This window comes from Dyella thailandensis (assembly GCF_050749815.1).
GTDB lineage: Bacteria > Pseudomonadota > Gammaproteobacteria > Xanthomonadales > Rhodanobacteraceae > Dyella_A.
Window position 1 is genome coordinate 2484152 of sequence record NZ_CP192735.1, and the last position, 21442, is coordinate 2505593.

Annotated in this window: 18 protein-coding genes; 5 read left to right on the forward strand and 13 right to left on the reverse strand. The window is 67.3% G+C overall.

Going from position 1 to position 21442, the window contains the following annotated elements; all coding sequences use genetic code 11:
• Positions 1–9: 9 nt before the first annotated feature.
• From ruvA to ACQVBX_RS11635, 7 genes are all read right to left on the reverse strand, one after another.
• The gene (gene ruvA, locus ACQVBX_RS11605) at positions 10–606 is read right to left on the reverse strand and encodes a Holliday junction branch migration protein RuvA (protein ID WP_431634235.1); all 597 of its coding nucleotides are present in this window, start codon (positions 604–606) and stop codon (positions 10–12) included.
• A complete protein-coding gene (gene ruvC / locus ACQVBX_RS11610) occupies positions 603–1127 on the reverse strand; it encodes a crossover junction endodeoxyribonuclease RuvC (protein ID WP_431634236.1) in 525 nt (174 codons plus the stop codon). Before ruvC ends, ruvA begins: the two co-directional genes overlap by 4 nt.
• Before the next feature lie 40 nt (positions 1128–1167).
• Entirely contained in the window at positions 1168–1902 is a 735-nt protein-coding gene (locus ACQVBX_RS11615; protein ID WP_404630293.1) for a YebC/PmpR family DNA-binding transcriptional regulator, read from the reverse strand.
• Positions 1903–1941: 39 nt separating this feature from the next.
• Positions 1942–2634 carry an alpha/beta fold hydrolase gene (locus ACQVBX_RS11620; RefSeq protein ID WP_431634237.1) on the reverse strand — a complete coding sequence of 231 codons (693 nt, stop codon included), beginning with the start codon at positions 2632–2634 and terminating at the stop codon, positions 1942–1944.
• A gap of 79 nt (positions 2635–2713) precedes the next feature.
• Entirely contained in the window at positions 2714–4489 is a 1776-nt protein-coding gene (gene aspS / locus ACQVBX_RS11625; protein ID WP_431634238.1) for an aspartate--tRNA ligase, read from the reverse strand.
• A gap of 112 nt (positions 4490–4601) precedes the next feature.
• A complete protein-coding gene (locus ACQVBX_RS11630; RefSeq protein WP_431634239.1) occupies positions 4602–5216 on the reverse strand; it encodes a DUF3011 domain-containing protein in 615 nt (204 codons plus the stop codon).
• A gap of 85 nt (positions 5217–5301) precedes the next feature.
• Positions 5302–5586: an FmdB family zinc ribbon protein gene (locus tag ACQVBX_RS11635; protein ID WP_431634240.1), complete on the reverse strand. Its 285-nt coding sequence runs from the start codon at positions 5584–5586 to the stop codon at positions 5302–5304.
• Positions 5587–5843: 257 nt separating this feature from the next.
• On the opposite strand from ACQVBX_RS11635, the gene ACQVBX_RS11640 reads away from it, so the two are divergent.
• Complete coding sequence (locus ACQVBX_RS11640) at positions 5844–8243, forward strand: TonB-dependent receptor plug domain-containing protein (RefSeq protein WP_431634241.1); 2400 nt, start codon at positions 5844–5846, stop codon at positions 8241–8243.
• 64 nt (positions 8244–8307) lie between these two features.
• Here the strand turns inward: ACQVBX_RS11640 and clpB are convergent, their stop codons facing one another.
• Positions 8308–10896, reverse strand: coding sequence for an ATP-dependent chaperone ClpB (clpB, locus tag ACQVBX_RS11645; RefSeq protein ID WP_431634242.1), 2589 nt, complete (start codon positions 10894–10896; stop codon positions 8308–8310).
• A 127-nt stretch (positions 10897–11023) separates the two neighbouring features.
• Between clpB and otsB the strand changes: the two genes are divergently transcribed.
• From otsB to otsA, 3 genes are read left to right on the forward strand one after another with little or no spacing between them, the layout of a single operon-like run.
• A complete protein-coding gene (gene otsB, locus ACQVBX_RS11650; RefSeq protein ID WP_431634243.1) occupies positions 11024–11848 on the forward strand; it encodes a trehalose-phosphatase in 825 nt (274 codons plus the stop codon).
• Positions 11808–13613, forward strand: coding sequence for a glycoside hydrolase family 15 protein (locus ACQVBX_RS11655; RefSeq protein WP_431634244.1), 1806 nt, complete (start codon positions 11808–11810; stop codon positions 13611–13613). Before otsB ends, ACQVBX_RS11655 begins: the two co-directional genes overlap by 41 nt.
• On the forward strand, positions 13610–14989 hold the full coding sequence (gene otsA / locus ACQVBX_RS11660) for an alpha,alpha-trehalose-phosphate synthase (UDP-forming) (RefSeq protein WP_431634245.1): 1380 nt from the start codon (positions 13610–13612) through the stop codon (positions 14987–14989). Before ACQVBX_RS11655 ends, otsA begins: the two co-directional genes overlap by 4 nt.
• 15 nt (positions 14990–15004) lie before the next feature.
• Here the strand turns inward: otsA and pgeF are convergent, their stop codons facing one another.
• Genes pgeF through rluD form a run of 3 tightly spaced genes read right to left on the reverse strand, consistent with a single transcriptional unit; the run spans position 15005 to position 18118 of the window.
• Positions 15005–15772 carry a peptidoglycan editing factor PgeF gene (pgeF, locus tag ACQVBX_RS11665; protein ID WP_431634246.1) on the reverse strand — a complete coding sequence of 256 codons (768 nt, stop codon included), beginning with the start codon at positions 15770–15772 and terminating at the stop codon, positions 15005–15007.
• Positions 15769–17154 carry a hypothetical protein gene (locus ACQVBX_RS11670; RefSeq protein WP_431634247.1) on the reverse strand — a complete coding sequence of 462 codons (1386 nt, stop codon included), beginning with the start codon at positions 17152–17154 and terminating at the stop codon, positions 15769–15771. The genes pgeF and ACQVBX_RS11670 overlap by 4 nt, the downstream gene beginning before the upstream one ends.
• On the reverse strand, positions 17144–18118 hold the full coding sequence (gene rluD / locus ACQVBX_RS11675; RefSeq protein ID WP_431634248.1) for a 23S rRNA pseudouridine(1911/1915/1917) synthase RluD: 975 nt from the start codon (positions 18116–18118) through the stop codon (positions 17144–17146). The genes ACQVBX_RS11670 and rluD overlap by 11 nt, the downstream gene beginning before the upstream one ends.
• 71 nt (positions 18119–18189) lie before the next feature.
• On the opposite strand from rluD, the gene ACQVBX_RS11680 reads away from it, so the two are divergent.
• On the forward strand, positions 18190–19014 hold the full coding sequence (locus tag ACQVBX_RS11680) for an outer membrane protein assembly factor BamD (RefSeq protein WP_431634249.1): 825 nt from the start codon (positions 18190–18192) through the stop codon (positions 19012–19014).
• 218 nt (positions 19015–19232) lie between these two features.
• Here ACQVBX_RS11680 and sucD read toward each other — a convergent pair whose 3' ends face one another.
• The gene (gene sucD, locus ACQVBX_RS11685) at positions 19233–20105 is read right to left on the reverse strand and encodes a succinate--CoA ligase subunit alpha (protein ID WP_431634250.1); all 873 of its coding nucleotides are present in this window, start codon (positions 20103–20105) and stop codon (positions 19233–19235) included.
• 14 nt (positions 20106–20119) lie between these two features.
• On the reverse strand, positions 20120–21283 hold the full coding sequence (sucC, locus tag ACQVBX_RS11690) for an ADP-forming succinate--CoA ligase subunit beta (protein WP_431634251.1): 1164 nt from the start codon (positions 21281–21283) through the stop codon (positions 20120–20122).
• Between the last annotated feature and the right edge of the window lie 159 nt (positions 21284–21442).

Here is a 21442-nt window from a genome sequence, read left to right on the forward strand (position 1 = left end):
CCCACTGCCCTAGCCGCCGAGCGCGGCGCGCAGTGCCTTGCGGATGATGGCCTCGGCGCTGTCGCCGTCGGCGGCGACCTTCTGCACCAGGCGCGTGACCTCGGCCGGCTTGTAGCCGAGCTGCTGCAGCGCGACCGTCGCTTCGCCGGAAGCATCCAGCGGCGCGGCTGCGCTGGCAGGCATGCCGGGCAGGCTTACGCCGAGCCCATCCACGCGATCGCGCAACTCCACCACGATGCGCTCGGCAGTCTTCTTGCCGATACCGGGAATCTTGGTCAGCGCCACCACATCACCGGCGTGTACCAGCCGCGCGAAGTCGCTGGTGGACACGCCCGATAGCACCGCCAGCGCGATCTTCGCGCCGATGCCGCTGACCTTGAGCAGGTTGCGAAACAGCGTGCGCTCGGATTCGTGCATGAAACCGTACAGCGCCACGCTGTCCTCCTTCACGGCATGGTGAGTGAGCAGGATCACTTCCTTGCCGGTGGCGGGGAGATCGTAGATGGTCGACATCGGCGCCTCGAGCTCGTAGCCGACGCCGCCCACATCGATCAACAGCCATGGCGGCTGCTTGGAAATGAGGGTGCCACGCAGGCGACCGATCATCGTCCACGCCTCCACGCCGTGCGAGGAATACCCACGCGGGTCAGGCTCGAACGCGTGTGCGCATGGGTGACGGCGATAGCCAGCGCATCGGCGGCATCGGCCTGCAGCGGCCCCTTCAGTCCGAGCAGGACGCCGATCATGTGCTGCACCTGGGTCTTGTCGCCGCGGCCATTGCCGACCACCGACTGTTTCACTTCGGTTGCTGCGTACTCGTGCACCACGATCCCCTGACTGACCACCGCACAGATCGCGGCGCCTCTGGCTTGTCCCAGCTTCAGCGCCGAATCCGGATTGCGCGCCATGAACACGCGCTCGATCGCGCACTCGGCCGGTTGATGGGCGGCGATGATGTCACACAGGCCGTCAAAGATGCGTTTCAGGCGCAGCGGGAACGTGGCCTCGCCAGCCACCGCCAGCGCGCCGTGGAACACGTGCGACAACTTGCCCTGCGCGTCAACATCGATGATGCCCACGCCGGTGCGCTGACTGCCCGGGTCGATGCCGAGGATGCGGATGCTCATGCAATGCGCGGTCGCAACGCGGCCGGAGGCCAGCGCTGCGTCAGCCGGCGGCCTCGGCCGGCAACAGCGCGTTGTGATAGACCTCGCTGACGTCGTCGAGCGCATCGAGGCGCTCGAGCAAATCCTGCAGCGTTTCCTGCGCCTCGTCCGGCACCGCGACGCGGTTATTCGGGCGCATCACCACGCCGGCATGCGAGGACTCCAGCCCGGCCGCGATCAGCGCCTGCTGCACCGCCTCGAAGTTTTCCGGTGCACACAGCACGGTGCTCTCGCCGTGTTCGTTGACCACGTCGTCGGCACCGGCTTCAAGCGCCGCCTCCAGCACCTTCTCCTCGGCAGCCTCATTGCCACCGGTGGCGAACACGATCTCGCCGCAGCGGGTGAACTGGAACGCCACCGAGCCGCTGGTGCCCAGGTTGCCGCCGTGACGGGTCAGCGCATGGCGCACGTCGGCCACGGTGCGGGTCGGGTTGTCGGTGAAGCATTCGATGATCAGCGCGATGCCGGCCGGGCCATAGCCCTCGTAGCGCAGCTCTTCCATGTTGGCGCCGCCGTCGGCGCCCGAGCCGCGCTTGATCGCGCGCTCGATGGTGTCCTTGGGCATGTTGGCCGACAGCGCCTTGTCCACCGCCGCGCGCAGGCGCGGGTTGCCGGCCGGGTCGGCCACACCGGCGCGGGTGGCCACGGTGATCTCGCGGATGAGCTTGGTGAACACCTTGGCGCGCTTGGCGTCTTCGGCGTTCTTGCGACCTTCGATGGACGGGCCTCTACCCATGGCGCTGCACAACCTGATCTGGTGATGAAGCGCGGAATTTTACTCTATCCGCCCGCTGCCGGTGGACCCGGCTAAGCCCGGCGCGGGCAACTCGTCCGGGGCCGTCACGGCGAAGCGCCCCTCGCGCAGGAAGCGCGCCGTGAGCCGCGCGACGTCGGCGGAGAACAGCAATCCCGTGTGGCTGGTATCGACCACGCAGTGATCGGCCAGCCCGGGCAGCCGCGTCTCGGACACCGCCACGGTGCCGTCGTGCTCGCCTTCGATATGCGCAAGCACGGCCCCCAGGCCGATCGGCGAGCGCCCGGCGATCACGCCGACCTGGCGCGTGCCGTCCCAGCCCTCGAAGCCCTTTTCGAGCAGATCGCGGTTGTGGCCGAGCAGCGCTTCGCCGCTGCGGCCCAGCCCGGAAAATTCCCGCGCCGCGGCGCTGCCGAGCAGCGGGGAACCCAGACACACCACCCGCCCGGGCGGCAGATCGACAGCGTGGTGGCACACCTGCAGTGCCAGCAGGCCACCGAGGCTGTGCCCCACCAGATGCACCGCACTGCCGGTCTCGGCCAGCTCCACCATCCGCTCGCGCAGCCGCTCGAGGATGCGCTCCTGGGTGTTGGCCACGCTGAGATAGTCGAACCGATGGACGCGGAATCCCGCCTCCATCATCCGCCGGTGCAGCATGGCCAGCGCGAAGCCGCGCATCCACAGACCGTGCAGCAGGATGACGTGCTCGATCATCGCGCCGGCACCTGCCGGTCAACGCGGCGACGCAACCGCTCGCGGCGGGTAAGGCGTCGCGTCGACCGCATCGGCACCATCACCCTTGCCCGGCCGGCTCCGGCGCTGCAACCGCCACGTGCAGCTCCTTGAGCTGGCTCGCGGCCACCGGCGAGGGTGCGTCGGTCATCAGGTCCTGCGCGCTGGTGGTCTTGGGGAAGGCGATCACGTCGCGGATCGACTCGGTGCCGGCCATCAGCGCGGCGATACGGTCGATGCCGAACGCTAGGCCACCGTGCGGCGGCGCGCCGAACTTCAGCGCCTTGAGCAGGAAGCCGAACTTCATCTCGGCTTCTTCCGCCCCGATGCCCAGCAGCTCGAACACCGCGCTCTGCATGTCGGGGCGGTGGATACGGATCGAGCCGCCGCCGATCTCGTTGCCGTTGAGCACCATGTCGTAGCCGCGGCTCACCGCGTTGGCCGCATTCGCCTTGAGGTCGGCGATGTCGTCGACCTTCGGCGCGGTGAACGGGTGATGCAGGGCGACGAAGCGCTTCTCTTCCTCGTCGTATTCGAACATCGGAAAGTCGGTGACCCACAGCGGCTTCCAGGTGTTTTCCACCAGGCCGCGATCCTTGCCCACCTTCAGGCGCAATGCGCCCATGAAGTCGGTGACCGTCTTCCACTTGCCGGCGCCGACGAACACGATGTCGCCAGTCTGCGCGCCGGTGGCCTTGAGCAGGCCGTCCAGCGCCGCGTCGTCGAGGAACTTCGCCACTGGCGAGTTGATGCCCTCGCGGCCCTTGGCCAGGTCTTCCACCTTGATCCACGCCAGGCCCTTGGCGCCGTAGCGGGCGACGAACTCGGTGAGCGTGTCGATTTCCTTGCGCGACAGCGTGGCCGCCTCGGGCACGCGCAGCGCCGCGACGCGACCGGCCGGATCGTTGGCCGGCTCGGCGAACACCTTGAACTCGACGTGCCTGAGCGCCTCGGCCACGTCGACCAGCTCCAGCGCGATGCGCAGGTCGGGCTTGTCCGAGCCGAAGCGGCGCATGGCATCGATCCAGGTCATGCGCGGGAAGGCGGCGTCCAGCTCCACGCCCTGCACTTCGCGGAACACGTGACGGATCAGCTCCTCGACGAAATCCTGCACGTCCTGCTCTTCAACGAAGGCGAACTCCAGGTCGAGCTGGGTGAATTCCGGCTGGCGGTCGGCGCGCAGGTCCTCGTCGCGGAAGCAGCGGGCGATCTGGTAGTAGCGGTCGAAGCCGGCCATCATCAGGATCTGCTTGAACAGCTGCGGCGACTGCGGCAACGCGTAGAACTGGCCGGCATGCACGCGACTGGGCACCAGATAGTCGCGCGCGCCTTCCGGCGTGGCCTTGGTCAGGATCGGCGTTTCGATGTCCTGGAAGCCGCGGTCATCCAGATAGCGGCGCAGTGCCTGCACCAGCTTGATGCGCTTGCGCATCATCGCCTGCATCTCGGGGCGGCGCAGGTCGAGGTAGCGGTAGGTCATCCGCATGTCCTCGTTGGGGTTCTCGTGCAGCGCGAAAGGCAGATCCTTCGCCGCGTTGAGGATCTCCACCTTCTCGGCCAGCAGCTCGACCGTGCCGGTCTTGAGCTTGTCGTTGACCGAGAGCCGCGCGCGGATCGTGCCGGTCACGCGCAGGCAGTATTCATAACCGACCTCGCCAGCCACCGCGAAGGCATCGGCGTTCTCGCGCTCCACCACCACCTGGGCCAGCCCCTCGTGATCGCGCAGGTCGATGAAGGCGACGTGGGATTGCAGGCGGGTCTTGTTGACCCAGCCGCACAGGGTGACGGTCTGGCCGACCAGGGACTCGTCGATGAGTCCGCAGTAATGCGTGCGCATGCGCTTGAAACTCCGGGCCGCGGCGGCGGCGTGGGGGCGAGGAAAAGACCGCGAATGTTACCACCGCAGGCGGCCGCCACGCCTGCGCCGCGGCCGCACGGACGCCCGGCCGCTACCAGCGGCGATCGACCACGAACTGCCCGCGGCAGCCGTGGGCAACCCACACGCCAGCGCGGTTCCAGCCCCAGCTGTAGCCCTCCGTGCAGCGCGCATCGGACAGCTGACGCACCAGCCGCGCATGACCGCGCGGGCCAACATCGACCTGGCACATCTGGTAGCGCTTCTTGTTGCTGTCGCACTGCAGCCGGATCTGGCGGTCCCAGCCCGGGCCCGGGCGCCAGTGGCCACGGTCGTCATCGCGGTCGTCATCGCGGTCGTGGTGGCGATCGTCGCGATCGCCGTAGCGGTCGCGGTAACGGTCGTCGTAGCGATCATCGTCGCGGCCGCCCCAGCGATCGCCCGCCACGAATAGTCCGCGGCAGCCGCGATCCACCCACAGCACGCCGCGGTCCACGCCCCAGGTATCGCCGCGCACGCAGGCCGCCTTGGACTCCTGTTTCATCAGCCGGGCATCGCGCCACGGCATCACGCAGCGGGCGTAGTGGCCGTCGTTGCTGGCGCAGCGCACCGGATCGTTCCAGCCCTGGGCGCGCAACGGCGCCGATCCAGACAGCAGCGCGAACGCGCCCAGTAGCCAGGCCAATGCCGCGGCAAGAAGTGATCGCATGGTGCCCCTCCTGTGATGGTGGGGCGGACGCTAGCGGCACGCTGCCGAACGGCGATTGAACCGGCGCAAATCCTTGCGTGCGGGATCAGTCGGCGGCGGCGGGCGCCGCGGCCGGGGCGGGAGCGGGAGCGGCCGCCGGTGCCGGCGCCGCGGCCGCGTCGCCGGCCAGATTGCGCTTCTTGTCGCCGTCCTTCTTGAAGTCGGTCTCGTACCAGCCGCTGCCAGCAAGGCGGAACGCCGGTGCTGTCACCTGCCGCTGCACCTGTTCGGCGCCACAGGCCGGACACACGGTGGGATCGGCGTCGGAGAGCTTCTGCAGGCGGTCGAAGCTGTGGCCGCAGGCCTGGCAGGCGAAGGCGTAGATGGGCATGAAAAATCTCCGTGGAACATCGGGCAGGCGCCGACTATGGCGCCTCGCGCCAGCATTTCAAGCGTAGGAAGAGCACCCGGTGCACGATCTTGCGACAACACATTACTAACGTCTGGTTGACAGAGGCCCCAGCGGCTACCTAGTTTGCGAGACAAGGGAGCCATGTCGCGTCGCAGCAAATCACGACCGACACCGATTCGTCGCAGGGACTTTCATCGCGCACACAGACGCGATCCGCTATCCGGGGAGAATCTTTCATGTCCGCACGACCGCTACTGACCCGCACCGCCCTGGCCGCCGCCACCCTGCTTGCACTCTCGCAGGTGGCCATGGCCCAGGACGCCGCCCCCCAGCAGGGCGAGAAGAAGACCACCAACCTGCAGACGGTCGTTGTCACCGGCACACGGTCGTTCGACCGCACCGAGTCGACCTCGCTCGCCCCGATCGACGTGCTGACCCCGAAAGACCTCGAAGGCACCGGTGCGCCCAACCTGGCCACGGCGCTGCGCACCCTGCTGCCGTCGTTCAACTTCCCGCAGCCGTCGGTCACCGACGCCACCGACGCGATCCAGCCCGCCCAGCTGCGCGGCCTGGCGCCCGACCACACGCTGGTGCTGATCAACGGCAAGCGCCAGCACCCCACCGCCATCGTCAACGTCAACGGCTCGCTCGGGCGCGGCTCCTCGCCGGTGGACATCAATGCGATCCCGGTCAATGCCATCGACCACGTGGAAGTGCTGCGTGACGGCGCCGCCGCCCAGTACGGCTCCGACGCGATCGCCGGCGTGATCAACATCATCCTCAAGGGCGGCGCCGAGCACGGCTCGGCCAGCCTCACCCGCGGCCAGTACGACGGTGGCGATGGCGACACTTGGCAGGGCGGCGCCGACGGCGGCTTCAAGCTCGGTGACAAGGGCTGGATCCACCTCAGTGCCAACGCCACGCACCAGGACCCGACCAACCGCGCTGGCCCGGATCCGCGCTATCCAGCCGACCCGACGTACAACACGGTCACCTTCCACTACGGCCTGCCGCTGACCCGCTCCAAGCAGGCGGCGATCAACGCGCAGTACGACCTGACGCCGAACGCCCAGCTGTACGCGTTCACCCTGTTCAACAAGCGCGACGTGAAGGCCGGCGGCTTCTTCCGCTCGCTCTCGCAGTACGCCAGCAATGGCTCCGGCGCGGTCGACGTGTATCCCAGCGGCTATCTGCCGATCGAGAACAGCGCGATCCGCGACGACTCTGAAGTGCTGGGCGTGCGCGGCAAGGTGGCCGACTGGAACTACGACCTCAGCGCCAACACCGGCGGCAACCACTGGAAGCTCAACACCACCGACACCTACAACTACTCGCTCGGCGCCGATTCGCCGACCGGCTTCTACATCGGCACGCTGACCAACCGGCAGGACGCGTTCAACGGCGACTTCAGCCGCGACTTCGAGATCAGCGGCCTGCAGAGCCCGCTCACCGTCGCCTGGGGCCTGGAGTACCGCCACGAGAAGTTCACCATCAAGGAAGGCGACGGCGCCTCCTATGCCGGTGCCGGTGCCCAGGTGTTCCCGGGCTACCAGCCAGGCGACGCGGGCACGCATGGCCGCAACAGCCGCGCGGTCTATCTCGACCTGGAAAGCGACCTGACCTACAAGTTTTCCGCCGGCCTGGCCGCGCGCTACGAGCACTACAGCGATTTCGGCAGCACCACCTCGGCGAAGGCGTCCGGCCGCTACGCGTTCAACGACACCGTGGCGCTGCGCGGCACCGTGTCGAACGGCTTCCGCGCACCATCGCTGCAGCAGGAGTACTACTCCTCCACCGCGATCAACTTCGTCAACCAGGGCGGCGGCGTGCTGGTGCCGTACACGATCCGCACCTTCCCGGTGACCGATCCGGCCGCGCAGGCGCTGGGGGCGCAGAACCTCAAGCCTGAAAAGTCGCGCAACTACAGCCTCGGCCTCGTGCTGACGCCCTCCAACGGCCTGTACACCACGCTGGACCTGTACCAGATCGACATCGACCACCGCATCATCCTCAGCGGCAACCTGGTCGGCGACGCGGTGCAGAACTACCTCACCTCGGTGGGCATCCCGTTCGTCAGCGGCGGCCGCTTCTTCACCAACGCGGTGGACACGCGCACCCGAGGCGTGGATCTCGTCTCCACCTACCCGATCGAGCTGCAGAGCTCCTCGCTCAAGCTCACCGGCGGCATCAACTACAACAAGACCACCATCCGCAATATCGCTCCCAACCCGCCGCAGCTGGGCCTGGCCGGACTTACCCTGCCGATCATCGACCGTGCCGAGGAAGGCCGTATCACCAAGGGCACGCCCAAGACCAAGGCCTTCGTGGCCGGCGACTGGTCGGTGAACAACTGGACCTTCCACGGTCAGGTCACCCGCTACGGCGAGTGGACCACGTTCGGCACCGTGCCCAGCGGCGACCAGACCTTCGGCTCGGCCTATCTGCTGGACCTTTCGGCCAGCTACAACTGGAACGACTGGACCTTCAGCGTCGGCGGCAACAACGTCACCAACGAGTACCCCGACAAGAACCAGCCGCGTACCAGCGCTTTCAACGTCATCCTGCCGTACCCGAACTCCTCGCCGTACGGCTTCAGCGGCGCCTACTACTACGCCACCGTGGCGTATCACTGGTAAGCCGCCTGGCTTGATGCAAAAAAAAGCCCGCCGACTGGCGGGCTTTTTTTCTGGGACCGACGACTCAGGCCTTGCCGAACACCAGGCGCCCGCCCTCGGCATCCACCGCCACGGTGGCGCCGGCCGGGAAACGTCCCTCGAGGATTTCCCGCGACAACGGATTCTCCACCTGCTGCTGGATCGCCCGCTTCAGCGGCCGCGCGCCGTACACCGGATCGAAGCCCACGTTGCCCAGCAGGTCCAGCGCCTTCTCGCTGATCGTCAGGCCCAGCTGGCGCTCGGCCAGCCGCTTCTCCAGGCTGCGCAGCTGGATCCGCGCGATCTGCCGGATCTGCGGCTTGGTCAGCGGGTGGAACACCACGATGTCGTCCAGCCGGTTGATGAACTCCGGGCGGAAGTGCGCCTGCACCACGCCCATCACCGCGGCCTTCATCTGCGTGTAGGCCTCGGGGCTGTCGTCGCCGGCCAGCTCCTGTATCTGGTGCGAGCCAAGGTTCGAGGTCATCACGATGACCGTGTTGCGGAAGTCCACCGTGCGGCCCTGGCCGTCGGTGAGGCGACCGTCATCGAGCACCTGCAGCAGGATGTTGAACACGTCCGGATGCGCCTTTTCCACCTCGTCCAGCAGGATCACGCTGTACGGCCGGCGGCGCACCGCCTCGGTGAGATAGCCGCCCTCTTCGTAGCCGACATAGCCCGGGGGCGCGCCGACCAGCCGCGACACGGCGTGCTTCTCCATGAACTCGCTCATGTCGATGCGCACCATCGCGTCGGCCGAGTCGAACAGGAATTCCGCCAGCGCCTTGCACAGCTCGGTCTTGCCCACGCCGGTGGGGCCGAGGAACAGGAACGAGCCGCTGGGCCGGTTCGGGTCAGACAGCCCCGCGCGCGAGCGGCGCACGGAGTCGGCCACCACCTTGATCGCCTCGTCCTGGCCGACCACGCGCGCGTGCAGCGCGTCTTCCATCTTCAAGAGCTTCTCGCGCTCGCCTTCGAGCATCTTGCTGACCGGGATGCCGGTCCAGCGCGAGACCACCTCGGCGATCTCCTCGGCAGTGACGCGGTCCTGCACCAGCTTGAAGTCGCCCTGCTGCTCGGCGGCCTGCGCCGCGGCGAGCTGCTTCTCCAGTTCCGGCATGCGGCCGTACTGGATCTCGCTCATCTTGGCGTAGTCCTGCCGGCGCTGCGCCGCCTCCAGCTCCACGCGCGCGGCCTCGATCTGCTCCTTCACCTTGGTCGCGCCCTGCAGCGCAGCCTTCTCGGATTTCCAGATTTCGTTGAGGTCGGAGAACTCGCGCTCGAGCTTCTCGATGTCGGCTTCCAGATCGGCGAGGCGCTTCTTCGATTCCTCGTCTTTCTCCTTCTTCAGCATCTCGCGCTGGATCTTCAGCTGGATCAGCCGGCGCTCCAGGCGGTCGAGCTCTTCCGGCTTGGAGTCGATCTCCATGCGGATGCGGCTGGCGGCCTCGTCCATCAGGTCGATCGCCTTGTCCGGCAGCTGGCGGTCGGGGATGTAGCGGTTGGACAGCGTGGCCGCGGCGACGATCGCCGGGTCGGCGATCTCAACGCCGTGGTGCACCGCGTAGCGCTCCTTCAGGCCGCGCAGGATCGCGATGGTGTCCTCCACCGTCGGCTCGCCCACGAACACCTTCTGGAAACGGCGCTCCAGCGCGGCGTCCTTCTCGATGTACTTGCGGTACTCGTCCAGCGTAGTCGCGCCGATACAGTGAAGCTCGCCGCGCGCCAGCGCAGGCTTGAGCATGTTGCCGGCATCCATCGCGCCGTCGGCCTTGCCGGCGCCGACCATGGTGTGCAGCTCGTCGATGAACAGAATCACCCGGCCTTCTTGCTTGGCCAGATCGTTGAGCACGGCCTTGAGCCGTTCCTCGAACTCGCCGCGAAATTTCGCACCGGCGATCAGCGCGCCCATGTCCAGCGACAGCACGCGGCGATCACGCAGGCCTTCGGGCACCTCGCCCTTCATGATGCGTTGGGCCAGCCCTTCGACGATGGCGGTCTTGCCCACGCCGGGCTCGCCGATCAGCACCGGGTTGTTCTTGGTGCGCCGCTGCAGCACCTGGATCGTGCGGCGGATCTCCTCGTCGCGGCCGATCACCGGATCGAGCTTGCCCGACTCGGCCCGCGCGGTGAGGTCGATGCAATACTTCTCCAGCGCCTGACGCTGCTCCTCGGCGTTCTCGCTCTGCACCTTCTCGCCGCCGCGCAGCTTCTCGATCGCCGCCTCGATCGCGGCCTTCTGCGCCCCGGCCGCCTTCAGCGCGCTGCCCAACTCGCCCTTGTCTTCCAGCGCCGCCAGCACGAACAGCTCGCTGGCAATGAACTGGTCGCCGCGCTGCTGCGCCAGCTTGTCGGTGAGGTTGAGCAGGCGGGACAGGTCGTTGCCCACGTTGATGTTGCCTTCCTGCCCGCGCACCTGCGGCAGGCGCTCGAGCATTTCGCCCACGCGCTGGCGCAGCGCCGGCACGTTGACCTGCGCCTGGGTCAGCAGTGGCCCGGTCGAGCCGCCCTGCTGGTCGAGCAGCGCAGCCATCACGTGCACCGGCTCGAGCATGTTGTTGTCGCGCCCAACCGCCAGCGACTGCGCGTCGGCCAGCGCCTGCTGGAAACGCGAGGTGAGCTTGTCCATCCGCATGAGGTGATCCCCTCTCTGAATAGTGTTGGCAGCGCCGCTGCCGCTGAGGCGCAAGATGCGGACGGGCGAGGCCGATTCAAGCGGATGCGCCCAGCCTTCACATGCGCCTTGCTAGCGTGCGCCGCCGATGACCGCCCCCGCCACGCCCCCCAACGACCTGCCCCCGCCCCCGTTGCCCGCCCCCGATGCGCGCTGGGCGCTGTTCTTGGACGTCGACGGTACCCTGCTCGACTTCCACGACGACCCCGCCGCCGTTGCCGCCTCGCCCGAGCTGCTCGCGCTCCTGCAGCAGCTGCACGCCGAGTTGCACGGCGCACTGTCGCTGGTCAGCGGCCGTGCGCTGGCCGACCTGGACCGACTGTTCGGCCAGCCCTGGGCAATGGCCGGCCTGCACGGCCTGCAGCTTCGGCACGCGGACGGGCAGCGCCGCGAGCATCCGCTGGACACGTCCGCGCACGCGAAGCTCAAGCAGCGCGCCGAAACGATGCTGGAAGCGATCGGCGGCATCGAGCTAGAGGACAAAGGTATCGCCATCGCCCTGCACTGCCGCCGCTCGCCGGAACGCTTCGCCGTCATGCGCGATGCCGCGGCCGCACTCGCCGAAGCGATGCCAGGTTACGAGCTGCAGGCCGGCAACCTGGTGATGGAGATCAAGCCGGCCGGCATGGACAAGGGGCGGGCCGTGCGGGAGCTGCTGCAGCGGCCACCGTTCGCTGGCCGCCAGCCGGTCTACGTGGGCGACGACCTCACCGACGAGCACGCCTTCGACACGGTCGCGCGCGCGGGCGGGTACGGCGTGAGGGTCGGGCGTCGACACCCCACTGCCGCGCAATTCACGCTGCCTAGTCCTGCTGCCGTGCAGCATTGGTTGATCCGCGTGCACCACGCACTGATGCAAGGAAATTCGCTGCATGACCCCCGCCAGGACCGAGACCCCGCAGCACGATCTTGAGCTCGGTGTCGTCGGCAACGGCAGCATCGCCGCCCTGATCGACCGGGACGCTCGCGTCGTGTGGGCCTGCCTGCCGACGTTCGACAGCGACGCCACGTTCTGCGCGCTGCTCTCGCCGCGCCACGAAGGCGGCGACTGGACGATCGAACTGCAGGACCACGAACGCACCGAGCAGTGGTACGAGACCAATACCGCCGTGCTCGTCACGCGCCTGTACGACCGCCACGGCGGAGCCATCGAAGTCACCGACTTCGCCCCCCGCTACCGCGCCCGCGGCCGCCTGTTCCATCCGGTAATGCTGGCCCGGCGCGTACGCCCGATCGCTGGTGCGCCACGCATTCGGGTGTTGCTGCGCCCGCTGTGCGACTACGGCGCCGAACCGGCGCTCGCCACGTCAGGCAGCAACCACCTGCGCTACCGGCTCAGCGACACCACCGTGCGGCTGACCAGCGACGTCCCGGTGCCGATGATCCAGCGCGCGCTGCCGTTCGGGCTCGACCGCCCCGCCCACTTCGTGCTCGGCCCGGACGAGACGCTCGACGAAAGCCCGGCCGATTTCATCGCGCTGGCGCTCCACCGCACGCAGGAATACTGGCGCGACTGGGTGCGCTATCTGTCGATTCCCTACGAGTGGCAGGACGCGGTGATCCGCGCCGCCATCACGCTCAAGCTGTGCCAGTACGAGGCCACGGGGGCGATCGTCGCCGCGCTCACCACTTCCATCCCCGAAGCTGCCGACACCGAGCGCAACTGGGACTATCGCTTTTGCTGGCTGCGCGACGCGGCCTTTACCGTGCGCGCGCTCAACCGCCTCGGCGCCACGCGCACGATGGAGAACTACCTGCGCTACGTGTTCAACCTGGTCGCCGACCATGGCGACAGCGAGATCGGGCCGGTGTTCGGCATCACCTTCGAGCGCGAACTGCACGAGCGTACCGCCGGCGCGCTGGCCGGCTACCGCGGCATGGGTCCGGTGCGCATCGGCAACGACGCGTGGCGGCAGCGCCAGAACGATGTCTACGGTTCGCTGGTGCTGGCCTCGGCGCAGTTGTTCTTCGATCGCCGCATCGAACATCGCGGCGATGCGCGCATGTTCGAACGGCTCGAACAGATGGGCCGGCTCGCCCTGCGCATGGCCGAGCAGCCCGATGCGGGGCTGTGGGAATTCCGTGGCCGCGCCGCGGTGCATACCTATTCGGCGGCGATGTGCTGGGCCGCCTGCGACCGGCTCGCCCACATCGCCACCGAGCTGGGGCTGGACGAGCGCGCGCGGCACTGGCACGACGAGGCGACCGCGCTGCGCGCGCGCATCCTCGCGCAAAGCTGGAACGCGCGCCTGGGCCACTTCGTGGATGCCTACGGCGGCGAGCACCTGGACGCCAGCCTGCTGCTGCTGGCGGACATCGGCTTCATCGACGCCATGGACCCGCGCTTCGTCGCCACCGTCGACGCGGTGGGCCGGGTGCTCGGTCGCGGCGACCACCTGTTCCGCTACATCGCGCCGGACGACTTCGGCGCGCCGGAGACCAGCTTCAACATCTGCACGTTCTGGTACATCGAGGCGCTGGCAGCGACCGGTCGGCGCGAGCGGGCGCGGGTGATGTTCGAGCGCATGCTCGCGCAACGCAACGCGCTCGGCCTGCTCTCCGAAGACATTGCGCCGGCTACCGGCGAGCACTGGGGCAACTTCCCGCAGACCTACTCGATGGTGGGGCTGATCCAGGCCGCGATGCGGCTCTCGCGCCGCTGGGAGGACGCCCTGTGAGCGGCAGCAGGAAAACCGGTCGGCTGGTGGTGGTATCCAACCGCGTGGCGCTGCCGCAACAGACCGCCACCGGCGGACTGGCCTCGGCAATGCGGGTGGCGATGCGCGAGCGCGGCGGACTATGGTTCGGCTGGAGCGGCAAGGTCGGTGCGGACAGCACCCAGGTCCACCGCACGCAGGACGGCTCAATCGACTACGCCACCATCGACCTCTCCCGCATCGACCATGACGAGTTCTACGCCGGCTTCGCCAACCGCGCGCTGTGGCCCCTGCTGCACTACCGCCCCGACCTGGTGGATTACCAGCGCGGCCATCTGGACGGCTATCTTCGGGTCAATGCGCTGTTTGCCGATCACCTGGTTGAGCTGCTCAAGCCCGACGACGTGATCTGGGTGCACGATTACCACCTGATTCCCCTGGCCTCTCACCTGCGCGAGCGCGGGGTGAAGAACCGCATCGGCTTCTTCCTGCACACACCACTGCCGGCCGCCGGCCTGCTGATCGGCCTGCCACAACACCGGGCGCTGTTCGAGACACTGGCCGCCTACGACCTGGTTGGCGTGCACACGGCGCGCGACCTGCGCGCGCTGGAAGAATATTTCCTGCACGAGATCGGCGGCGCGATGCGCCCGGGCGGGCGTATCCGAGCGGCCAATGGGCGCAGCTTCCGCGCGGGCGTGTTCCCGATCAGCATCGAAACCGACCTGGTCGAACAAACCGCCCGCGAGGCCGCTCAGTTGGAAGAGATCGCCCAGCTGCGCGCCAGTCTGCAGGGTCGCGCGCTGATCATCGGCGTGGACCGGCTGGACTATTCCAAGGGGCTGCCCGAGCGCTTCCGCGCCTACGATCATCTGCTCGATCGCAGCCCGGAACTGCACCGACAGATCACCTTCCTGCAGATCGCGCCCCCCTCGCGCGGCTCGGTGCCGGAGTACCGGCAGATCCGCCGCGAACTGGAGCGCCTGGCCGGCCACATCAACGGCAAATATGCCGTGCCGGACTGGGTGCCGATCCGCTACGTCAACCAGTCCTTCCCGCACCGCCTGCTGAGCGGCTACTACCGCACGGCGCGGGTCGCGCTGATCACCCCGCTGCGCGACGGCATGAATCTGGTGGCGAAGGAATACGTCGCCTGTCAGGACCCGAAGAATCCCGGCGTGCTGGTGCTCTCACGCTTCGCTGGCGCCGCGCACGAGCTGACCGATGCGCTGCTGGTGAACCCCGCCGATCCGGCCGAGGTCGCCAACGCCCTGGAGCGCGCCCTGAAGATGCCGTTGCGTGAACGCCGCCAGCGTTGGCGCGCCATGATGGACGTGCTGGAAAAGCAGGACATCACCACCTGGTGCCAGTCGTTCCTGCATCGGCTCACTGGCTAAGCACGCTCCGCCCGCTCAGGACGATGCCACCGCTTCGCCCAGCCAGATCACGCTGGCGAAGCGGCCACTGCGCGCGCCGTCGCGGCGGTACGAATAGAAGCGCGGGTCGGTGAACGTGTCGAAGTTGCCGCCGCCAATCCGCGTGAGGCCCATCGCCGCCAGCCGTCGCCGCGCCAGCGCTGCCAAGTCGCAGCGCCAGTGCCCCGGGCGAGTCGGCACGAAGCATGTCGCGGCACCCGTATCGCCATCGACGAACGCTGCGCGCACCTCCTCGCCCACCTCGTAGCTGGCGGGGCCGATGCACGGGCCCAGCCAGGCCTGCAGTTGTGCCGCATCAGTCGCCATCGCAGCGACCGTGCGCTCGACCACGCCGGCAGCCAGCCCGCGCCAACCCGCGTGGGCGGCACCGATCACAGCGCCGTCGTCGCTGCACAACAGCACCGGCAGGCAGTCGGCAGTAAGGATCACCAGCGGCTGGCCGCGCTCGCGGGTGACCGCGGCATCGGCCTGGGGTTCTGCGCTGCCACGTACCTTGTTACCGACCACCACTACATCGGTGCCGTGCACTTGTTGCAGCCAGCACGGTTCGGCCGTCAGAGCCAGCTGTCTGGCAAAGCGCCTGCGGTTCTCCCGCACATGTTCAGGCCCCTCGCCTGAGCGTAGTCCCAGATTGAAGCGGCCAAACGGAGCCGTCGATACGCCATCACCGTAAGCGGTACTTATCCTCGCATGGACCGCTGGCGGAGCGCGCCAGTCAGGTGAAAGCCACTCGCCCCCGCTCATGCTGGCACTTCGGCGGGACGTGATCGTTCGCGCCATCGCCCAACCAGGGCACCGAGGCACATGAGGCCGTAGGCGGTCATGAGATAAGTCAACGGACGGAACGGAACGCTATACCGAGACAACGGCAACGCTGCCAAGTGGACCAGCAGGAAATAGACATGGACGAATGCCGCGACCCGCAGCCCCACCATGGCCTCGGCGGGGAGCAGAAGCCCGCGCGCAGCGGCGGGCACGAAGGCCAACAACGTGCCCACCAGCGCCAAGAGCATCATCACTGGGTGCAACCCCTTCATGATCGATGTAAGTGCGATTAATCCCGGGCTTTTGAGCCATGGCGAGCGCAGCACAGGGTACTCGAACAAATCCATCCAACCGCTTTGCTCATTCCAGGCAAAAAGCTCTATCGGCTTTCCAATCAAATACCAGCGACTCATCTGCCAGGGGTGCTCATGGAACTTGCTAGCGATGTTACGCAGAGCGGCAGGCACGCTTGATTCGGCCGCTGGAGATACAGGGTCGCCTCGATAGGGATAACCAAAGGTTGCTGGATCACCGTCCCGCATCAGGTCGGGGTAGCTGCCCTGATGCAGCGTGATAGCCATGGCATGTGACTGACCATTACCAGGTATCTGGGAAGCGCGTGCCCACCAAGGCGCCATGACGGTGAGGAAGCCAAGCAGAAATATCACGATCGCCGGCCACTGCCGACGAAACTGCGGCAATAGCAGTGCAGCGGTGAGAAGAATCCAAACGAGTTGATCCAGCGTGGGACGCACCAGACAGGTCAGGCCAAGAGCCAGTCCGGCCAGCGACAAAAAAGCAGTCCGACGCCAAGGCACAGCCGTCGTCAGTCCCACCGCAAGAAAGGCGACAAAGATCAGGAACGCCAGTGAGTAGAGGGTCTCACTAAGCAGGTAAGGGATATAGACGATCAGATGAGGGCTTAACGCTGTCGCAGCCGCTACCGCCAGCGCCCATCCTTGGCCCAGCAATCGCACCGCCAGCAGTCCGATCAGCAATACAACACAGGTGCCTACCCATGCTTGCGCCCGCACCACCCGGTGAATGAAGCCCCCAAGATCATCCAGACGGAAGAACGGGACGAGAAACAACGCATAGCCCGGCGGACGTCGCGCATCGCGGGCGGGCACGCCGGCTTGGGCGCCGACCAACACACGCGGATCGGATGAATATGCTCCGTAGAGCTTGAGATTGGCGGCATAACTGACGTATTCGCGAGCGTCATTGCGGATCGGAACGTCGACCTGGGTGGACGCCGCCGTCCACAGCCGCAGCGCCAGAGCAACAAGGGTGATGCCAAGCAGCGCCGGCAAAAACCATCGCGATCGGAATCGGGGGACGGTCTGGCGATCACTGGTCATCAAGGCCACGCTCCTTTGTGTCCAGGCGCAGCGCCGCAATCAACGCTTCCAGGTCTGCCGGCCGCGGCGCGGTGAACGCCAGCGCCTCGCCGGTCGCCGGATGCACAAAGGCCAGTCGTTCGGCGTGCAGCGCCTGGCGACGAAAGGCGCGCAGCACGGCGATCAGCGCATCGCTGGCACCCTTGGGCAGGCGCAGGCCGCCGCCGTACAGCGGGTCGCCGACCAGCGCATGGTGGATGTGCGCCATATGCACGCGGATCTGGTGCGTGCGGCCGGTCTCCAGGTTGCACTGGATCAACGCGTGCGCGCGGAAACGCTCGCGCAGGCGGTAATGGGTGACGGCGCGCTTGCCGTCTTCCTCGTCGCGCACCGCCTGGCGCAGGCGATCGCCCATGTGCCGGCCGATCGGCGCGTCGACGGTGCCGCCGGCGACCAGGGTGCCCAGCACCACGGCCTCGTACTGCCGCTCCACGTCGTGGCGCGAGAGCATGTCCACCAGCGCCGTGTGGGTGGCCAACGTCCGGGCCACCACCATCAGGCCGGAGGTGTCCTTGTCCAGCCGATGCACGATGCCGCCGCGCGGCAGCTCGGCCAGCGCCGGATCGTGGTGCAGCAGGGCGTTGAGCACGGTACCGGCGGGGTTGCCCGCGCCCGGATGCACCACCAGCCCGGCCGGTTTGTTGAGCACCAGCAGGTGCTCGTCTTCGTAGACGATGTCCAGCGCGATGGGCTCGGCGGTACTGGTCACCTCGGTGGCCAGCTCGGCCTCCAGGCGCACCTGCTCGCCACCGCGCAGCAGGTGCCGCGGCGCCGCCTGCGCGCCGTCCAGGGTGATCGCGCCGGCCTTGATCCAGCCGGCCAGGCGGGAGCGCGAATAATCCGGGAACATCTCGGCCACGGTCTGGTCGAACCTGCGACCCGCGGCAGCCAGCGGCACCACGGCCTCGTGGCGAATGGTGGTCATGCCCCGCCCCGCGAGGCCCGGCCGGTTTCGGCTATCATGCCTTTTCGATCAAACATCTGAATTCCTTGCCCATGCGTATTTCCAAACTGCTCGTCGTGCTCGGCCTGGCCCTCACGATGAGCGCGTGCTCGATGTTCAAAGGCAAGCGCGACTCCATCGACACGCTGCCGGTGGCCCAGCTTTACAGCAAGGCCCACAACGATCTGGAAAACGGCGACTACGCCGCCGCCGCGAAAGCTTATCAGCGTCTGATCGCGCGCTTCCCCTCGGGCGACTACAACGAGCAGTCGCAGCTCGAGCTGGCCTATGCCCAGTACAAGGACAACGAGCCGGAAGACGCCTATTCCACGATCAACCGCTTCATCAAGACCTACCCGACCAACAAGCACGTCGATTACGCCTACTACCTGCGCGGCCTGATCAACTTCGGGCGTACCTCGGGAATCATCGAGCGCTACATTTCCCGCTCCGGCTCGGAAAGCCGCCGCGACCAGGGCTACAACCTGAAGTCGTTCGACGACTTCACCGAGCTCACCCGCCGCTTCCCGGACAGCGCCTACGCCGCGGACGCCCGCCAGCGCATGATCTACCTGCGCAACGTGCTGGCCCAGTTCGAGATCAACGTGGCCGAGTTCTACCTGCGCAACAAGGCGTTCGTGGCCTCGGCCGATCGCGCGCAGTACGTAGTGGAGCATTACCAGCAGGCACCGCAGATCGCCGACGCGTTGGCCATCCTCGCCCGCAGCTACAACTCGCTGGATCGCAAGGAGCAGGCTGAGCAGGTGCGCAAGGTGCTGGCGCTGAACTACCCGGATCATCCGTACCTGACCGATCCGAAGTGGCCGCACGCGCCGTCCACGCTGCGCAAGATGGTGCCGTTCTCCGGTCACCACTGACGCCTCTCGACCATCGAGCAAAAAGCCGGCGAGCAATCGCCGGCTTTTTTGTTGCCTGGACCCTGCGGCAGCGGCTCGGCCCGCAACGGCTGGCCAGCGCAGCCCGGCGCCGTAATGGCCGCCGACAAGAAGACCCGGATGCCCGACAAAACAAAAGGCCGCGGGTCACGCGGCCTTTTGCATGGGTGCCTGACGGCACCGATTCGCTCGATGGAGCCTTACTTCATCAGCTTGGCGAGCGTCTTGCCCAGGTCGGCCGGGGACTTCACCGTGGTGACGCCGGCCTTCTCCAGCGCGGCGAACTTGGCTTCCGCCGTGCCCTTGCCGCCGGAGATGATCGCGCCGGCGTGGCCCATGCGCTTGCCGGCCGGGGCCGACGCGCCGGCGATGAACGACACCACCGGCTTGGTCACGTACTCGGCGATGAACTCGGCCGCGTCTTCCTCGGCGCTGCCGCCGATCTCGCCGACCATGATGATGCCCTCGGTCTGCGGATCGTCCTGGAACAGCTTCAGGCAGTCGATGAAGTTCAGGCCGTTGATCGGGTCGCCGCCGATGCCGATGCAGGTCGACTGGCCCAGGCCTTCGTTGGTGGTCTGGAACACCGCCTCATAGGTCAGCGTGCCCGAACGCGACACGATGCCGACCTTGCCCGGCTTGTGGATGTGGCCCGGCATGATGCCGATCTTGCACTCGCCCGGGGTGATGATGCCGGGGCAGTTCGGCCCGATCAGCACGGTTTCCGGATGCTGCGCCAGCACGTTCTTCACGCGCAGCATGTCCAGCACCGGGATGCCCTCGGTGATCGCCACGATCACGCGGATGCCCGCGTCGATCGCTTCCAGGATCGAGTCGGCCGCGAACGGCGGCGGCACGAAGATCACCGACGCGTCGGCGCCGGTCTCGACCACGGCCTCTTCGACCGAATTGAACACCGGCAGCCCGATGTGCTCGGAACCGCCCTTGCCCGGGGTCACGCCGCCGACGACTTTGGTGCCGTAGTCCAGCGCCTGCTGCGCGTGGAAGGTGCCCTGCTGGCCGGTGAAGCCCTGCACCAGCACCTTGGTATTTTTATTGACGAGAACGCTCATGTTTCGATTGCTCCTCAGGCCTTGGCCGCAGCCACGGCTTTCTGCGCCGCATCGTTGAGATCGTCGGCCGGCGTGATCGCCAGGCCGGAGTTGGCCAGCAGTTCGCGGCCCAACTCGACGTTGGTGCCCTGCAGGCGCACCACGACCGGAATCTGCAGACCCACTTCCTTCACCGCGGCGATGATGCCCTCGGCGATCAGGTCGCAGCGCACGATGCCGCCGAAGATGTTGACCAGGATGCACTTCACCTTGTCCGAGGACAGGATCAGCTTGAACGCCTCGGTCACGCGCTCCTTGGTGGCGCCGCCGCCCACGTCGAGGAAGTTGGCCGGCTCGCCGCCCGCCAGCTTGATCACGTCCATGGTGGCCATGGCCAGGCCGGCGCCGTTGACCATGCAGCCGATGGTGCCGTCCATCGTCACGTAGTTGAGGTTGTGCTGCACGGCAGCCGCCTCGGCCGCGTCTTCCTGGGTCAGGTCGCGCATGGCGGCCAGGTCGGCGTGGCGGAACTCGGCGTTGTCGTCGGAGTTGACCTTGCCGTCGAGCGCGGCGAGGTTGCCGTCCTCAAGGATGGCGAGCGGGTTGAGCTCGACCAGCGACAGGTCCTTCTCGTTGAACAGCTTGTACAGGCCCAGCATGATCTTGGTCAGCTGGCCAACCTGCTTGGCGTTGAGGTCCATCGCGAAGCCGAGCTGGCGGCACTGGTACGGCTGCAGGCCTTCAACGAAGTCCACCACGATGGTGTGGATGTCTTCCGGGGTGTCCTTGGCCACCTGCTCGATGTCCACGCCGCCGTGCTTGGAGGCGATGAACGACACCGACTTGGAATCGCGGTCCACCAGGATCGACAGGTACAGCTCCTTGGCGATGTTGGTGGCGTCGGTGACCAGCACCAGGTTCACCGGCAGCGCGCGGCCGGCCGACTGGTAGGTCTCCATGTTCGTGCCCAGCATGCCCTTGGCGGCCGCGCGGACATCGTCGAGGCTGCGGCAGAACTTCACGCCGCCGGCCTTGCCGCGGCCGCCTGCGTGGATCTGCGCCTTGACCATCCACTGCGAACCGCCCAGATGCTTGGCGGCATCGACGGCGGCGTCGGGGGAATTGGCAACCTTGCCCGGCGGGACGGCGATGCCGTACTGCGCGAACAGCTCTTTGGCCTGGTACTCGTGGAAATTCATTCGATACCTCGAGTGAATGGGGGACGTGTCGAACCCTCGCACCATGGCCGGGGCGAGGGTTCGGGAGAGTCGGACGGCGGTTGAGGAACGCTGCCGGCGTGCAAAGCGCTGCCGTGGTGGGCCGGTCGGGCGCGCCGGGGGCGCGAGGACCGATCACCG

What these genes read in the sequence shown, in the direction of transcription:
- ruvA (WP_431634235.1), bottom strand. Translation starts at nt 606, where the DNA reads ATGATCGGTCGCCTGCGTGGCACCCTCATTTCCAAGCAGCCGCCATGG.
- ruvC (WP_431634236.1), bottom strand. Translation starts at nt 1,127, where the DNA reads ATGAGCATCCGCATCCTCGGCATCGACCCGGGCAGTCAGCGCACCGGC.
- ACQVBX_RS11615 (WP_404630293.1), bottom strand. Translation starts at nt 1,902, where the DNA reads ATGGGTAGAGGCCCGTCCATCGAAGGTCGCAAGAACGCCGAAGACGCC.
- ACQVBX_RS11620 (WP_431634237.1), bottom strand. Translation starts at nt 2,634, where the DNA reads ATGATCGAGCACGTCATCCTGCTGCACGGTCTGTGGATGCGCGGCTTC.
- aspS (WP_431634238.1), bottom strand. Translation starts at nt 4,489, where the DNA reads ATGCGCACGCATTACTGCGGACTCATCGACGAGTCCCTGGTCGGCCAG.
- ACQVBX_RS11630 (WP_431634239.1), bottom strand. Translation starts at nt 5,216, where the DNA reads ATGCGATCACTTCTTGCCGCGGCATTGGCCTGGCTACTGGGCGCGTTC.
- ACQVBX_RS11635 (WP_431634240.1), bottom strand. Translation starts at nt 5,586, where the DNA reads ATGCCCATCTACGCCTTCGCCTGCCAGGCCTGCGGCCACAGCTTCGAC.
- ACQVBX_RS11640 (WP_431634241.1), top strand. Translation starts at nt 5,844, where the DNA reads ATGTCCGCACGACCGCTACTGACCCGCACCGCCCTGGCCGCCGCCACC.
- clpB (WP_431634242.1), bottom strand. Translation starts at nt 10,896, where the DNA reads ATGCGGATGGACAAGCTCACCTCGCGTTTCCAGCAGGCGCTGGCCGAC.
- otsB (WP_431634243.1), top strand. Translation starts at nt 11,024, where the DNA reads ATGACCGCCCCCGCCACGCCCCCCAACGACCTGCCCCCGCCCCCGTTG.
- ACQVBX_RS11655 (WP_431634244.1), top strand. Translation starts at nt 11,808, where the DNA reads ATGACCCCCGCCAGGACCGAGACCCCGCAGCACGATCTTGAGCTCGGT.
- pgeF (WP_431634246.1), bottom strand. Translation starts at nt 15,772, where the DNA reads ATGAGCGGGGGCGAGTGGCTTTCACCTGACTGGCGCGCTCCGCCAGCG.
- ACQVBX_RS11670 (WP_431634247.1), bottom strand. Translation starts at nt 17,154, where the DNA reads ATGACCAGTGATCGCCAGACCGTCCCCCGATTCCGATCGCGATGGTTT.
- rluD (WP_431634248.1), bottom strand. Translation starts at nt 18,118, where the DNA reads ATGACCACCATTCGCCACGAGGCCGTGGTGCCGCTGGCTGCCGCGGGT.
- ACQVBX_RS11680 (WP_431634249.1), top strand. Translation starts at nt 18,190, where the DNA reads ATGCGTATTTCCAAACTGCTCGTCGTGCTCGGCCTGGCCCTCACGATG.
- sucD (WP_431634250.1), bottom strand. Translation starts at nt 20,105, where the DNA reads ATGAGCGTTCTCGTCAATAAAAATACCAAGGTGCTGGTGCAGGGCTTC.
- sucC (WP_431634251.1), bottom strand. Translation starts at nt 21,283, where the DNA reads ATGAATTTCCACGAGTACCAGGCCAAAGAGCTGTTCGCGCAGTACGGC.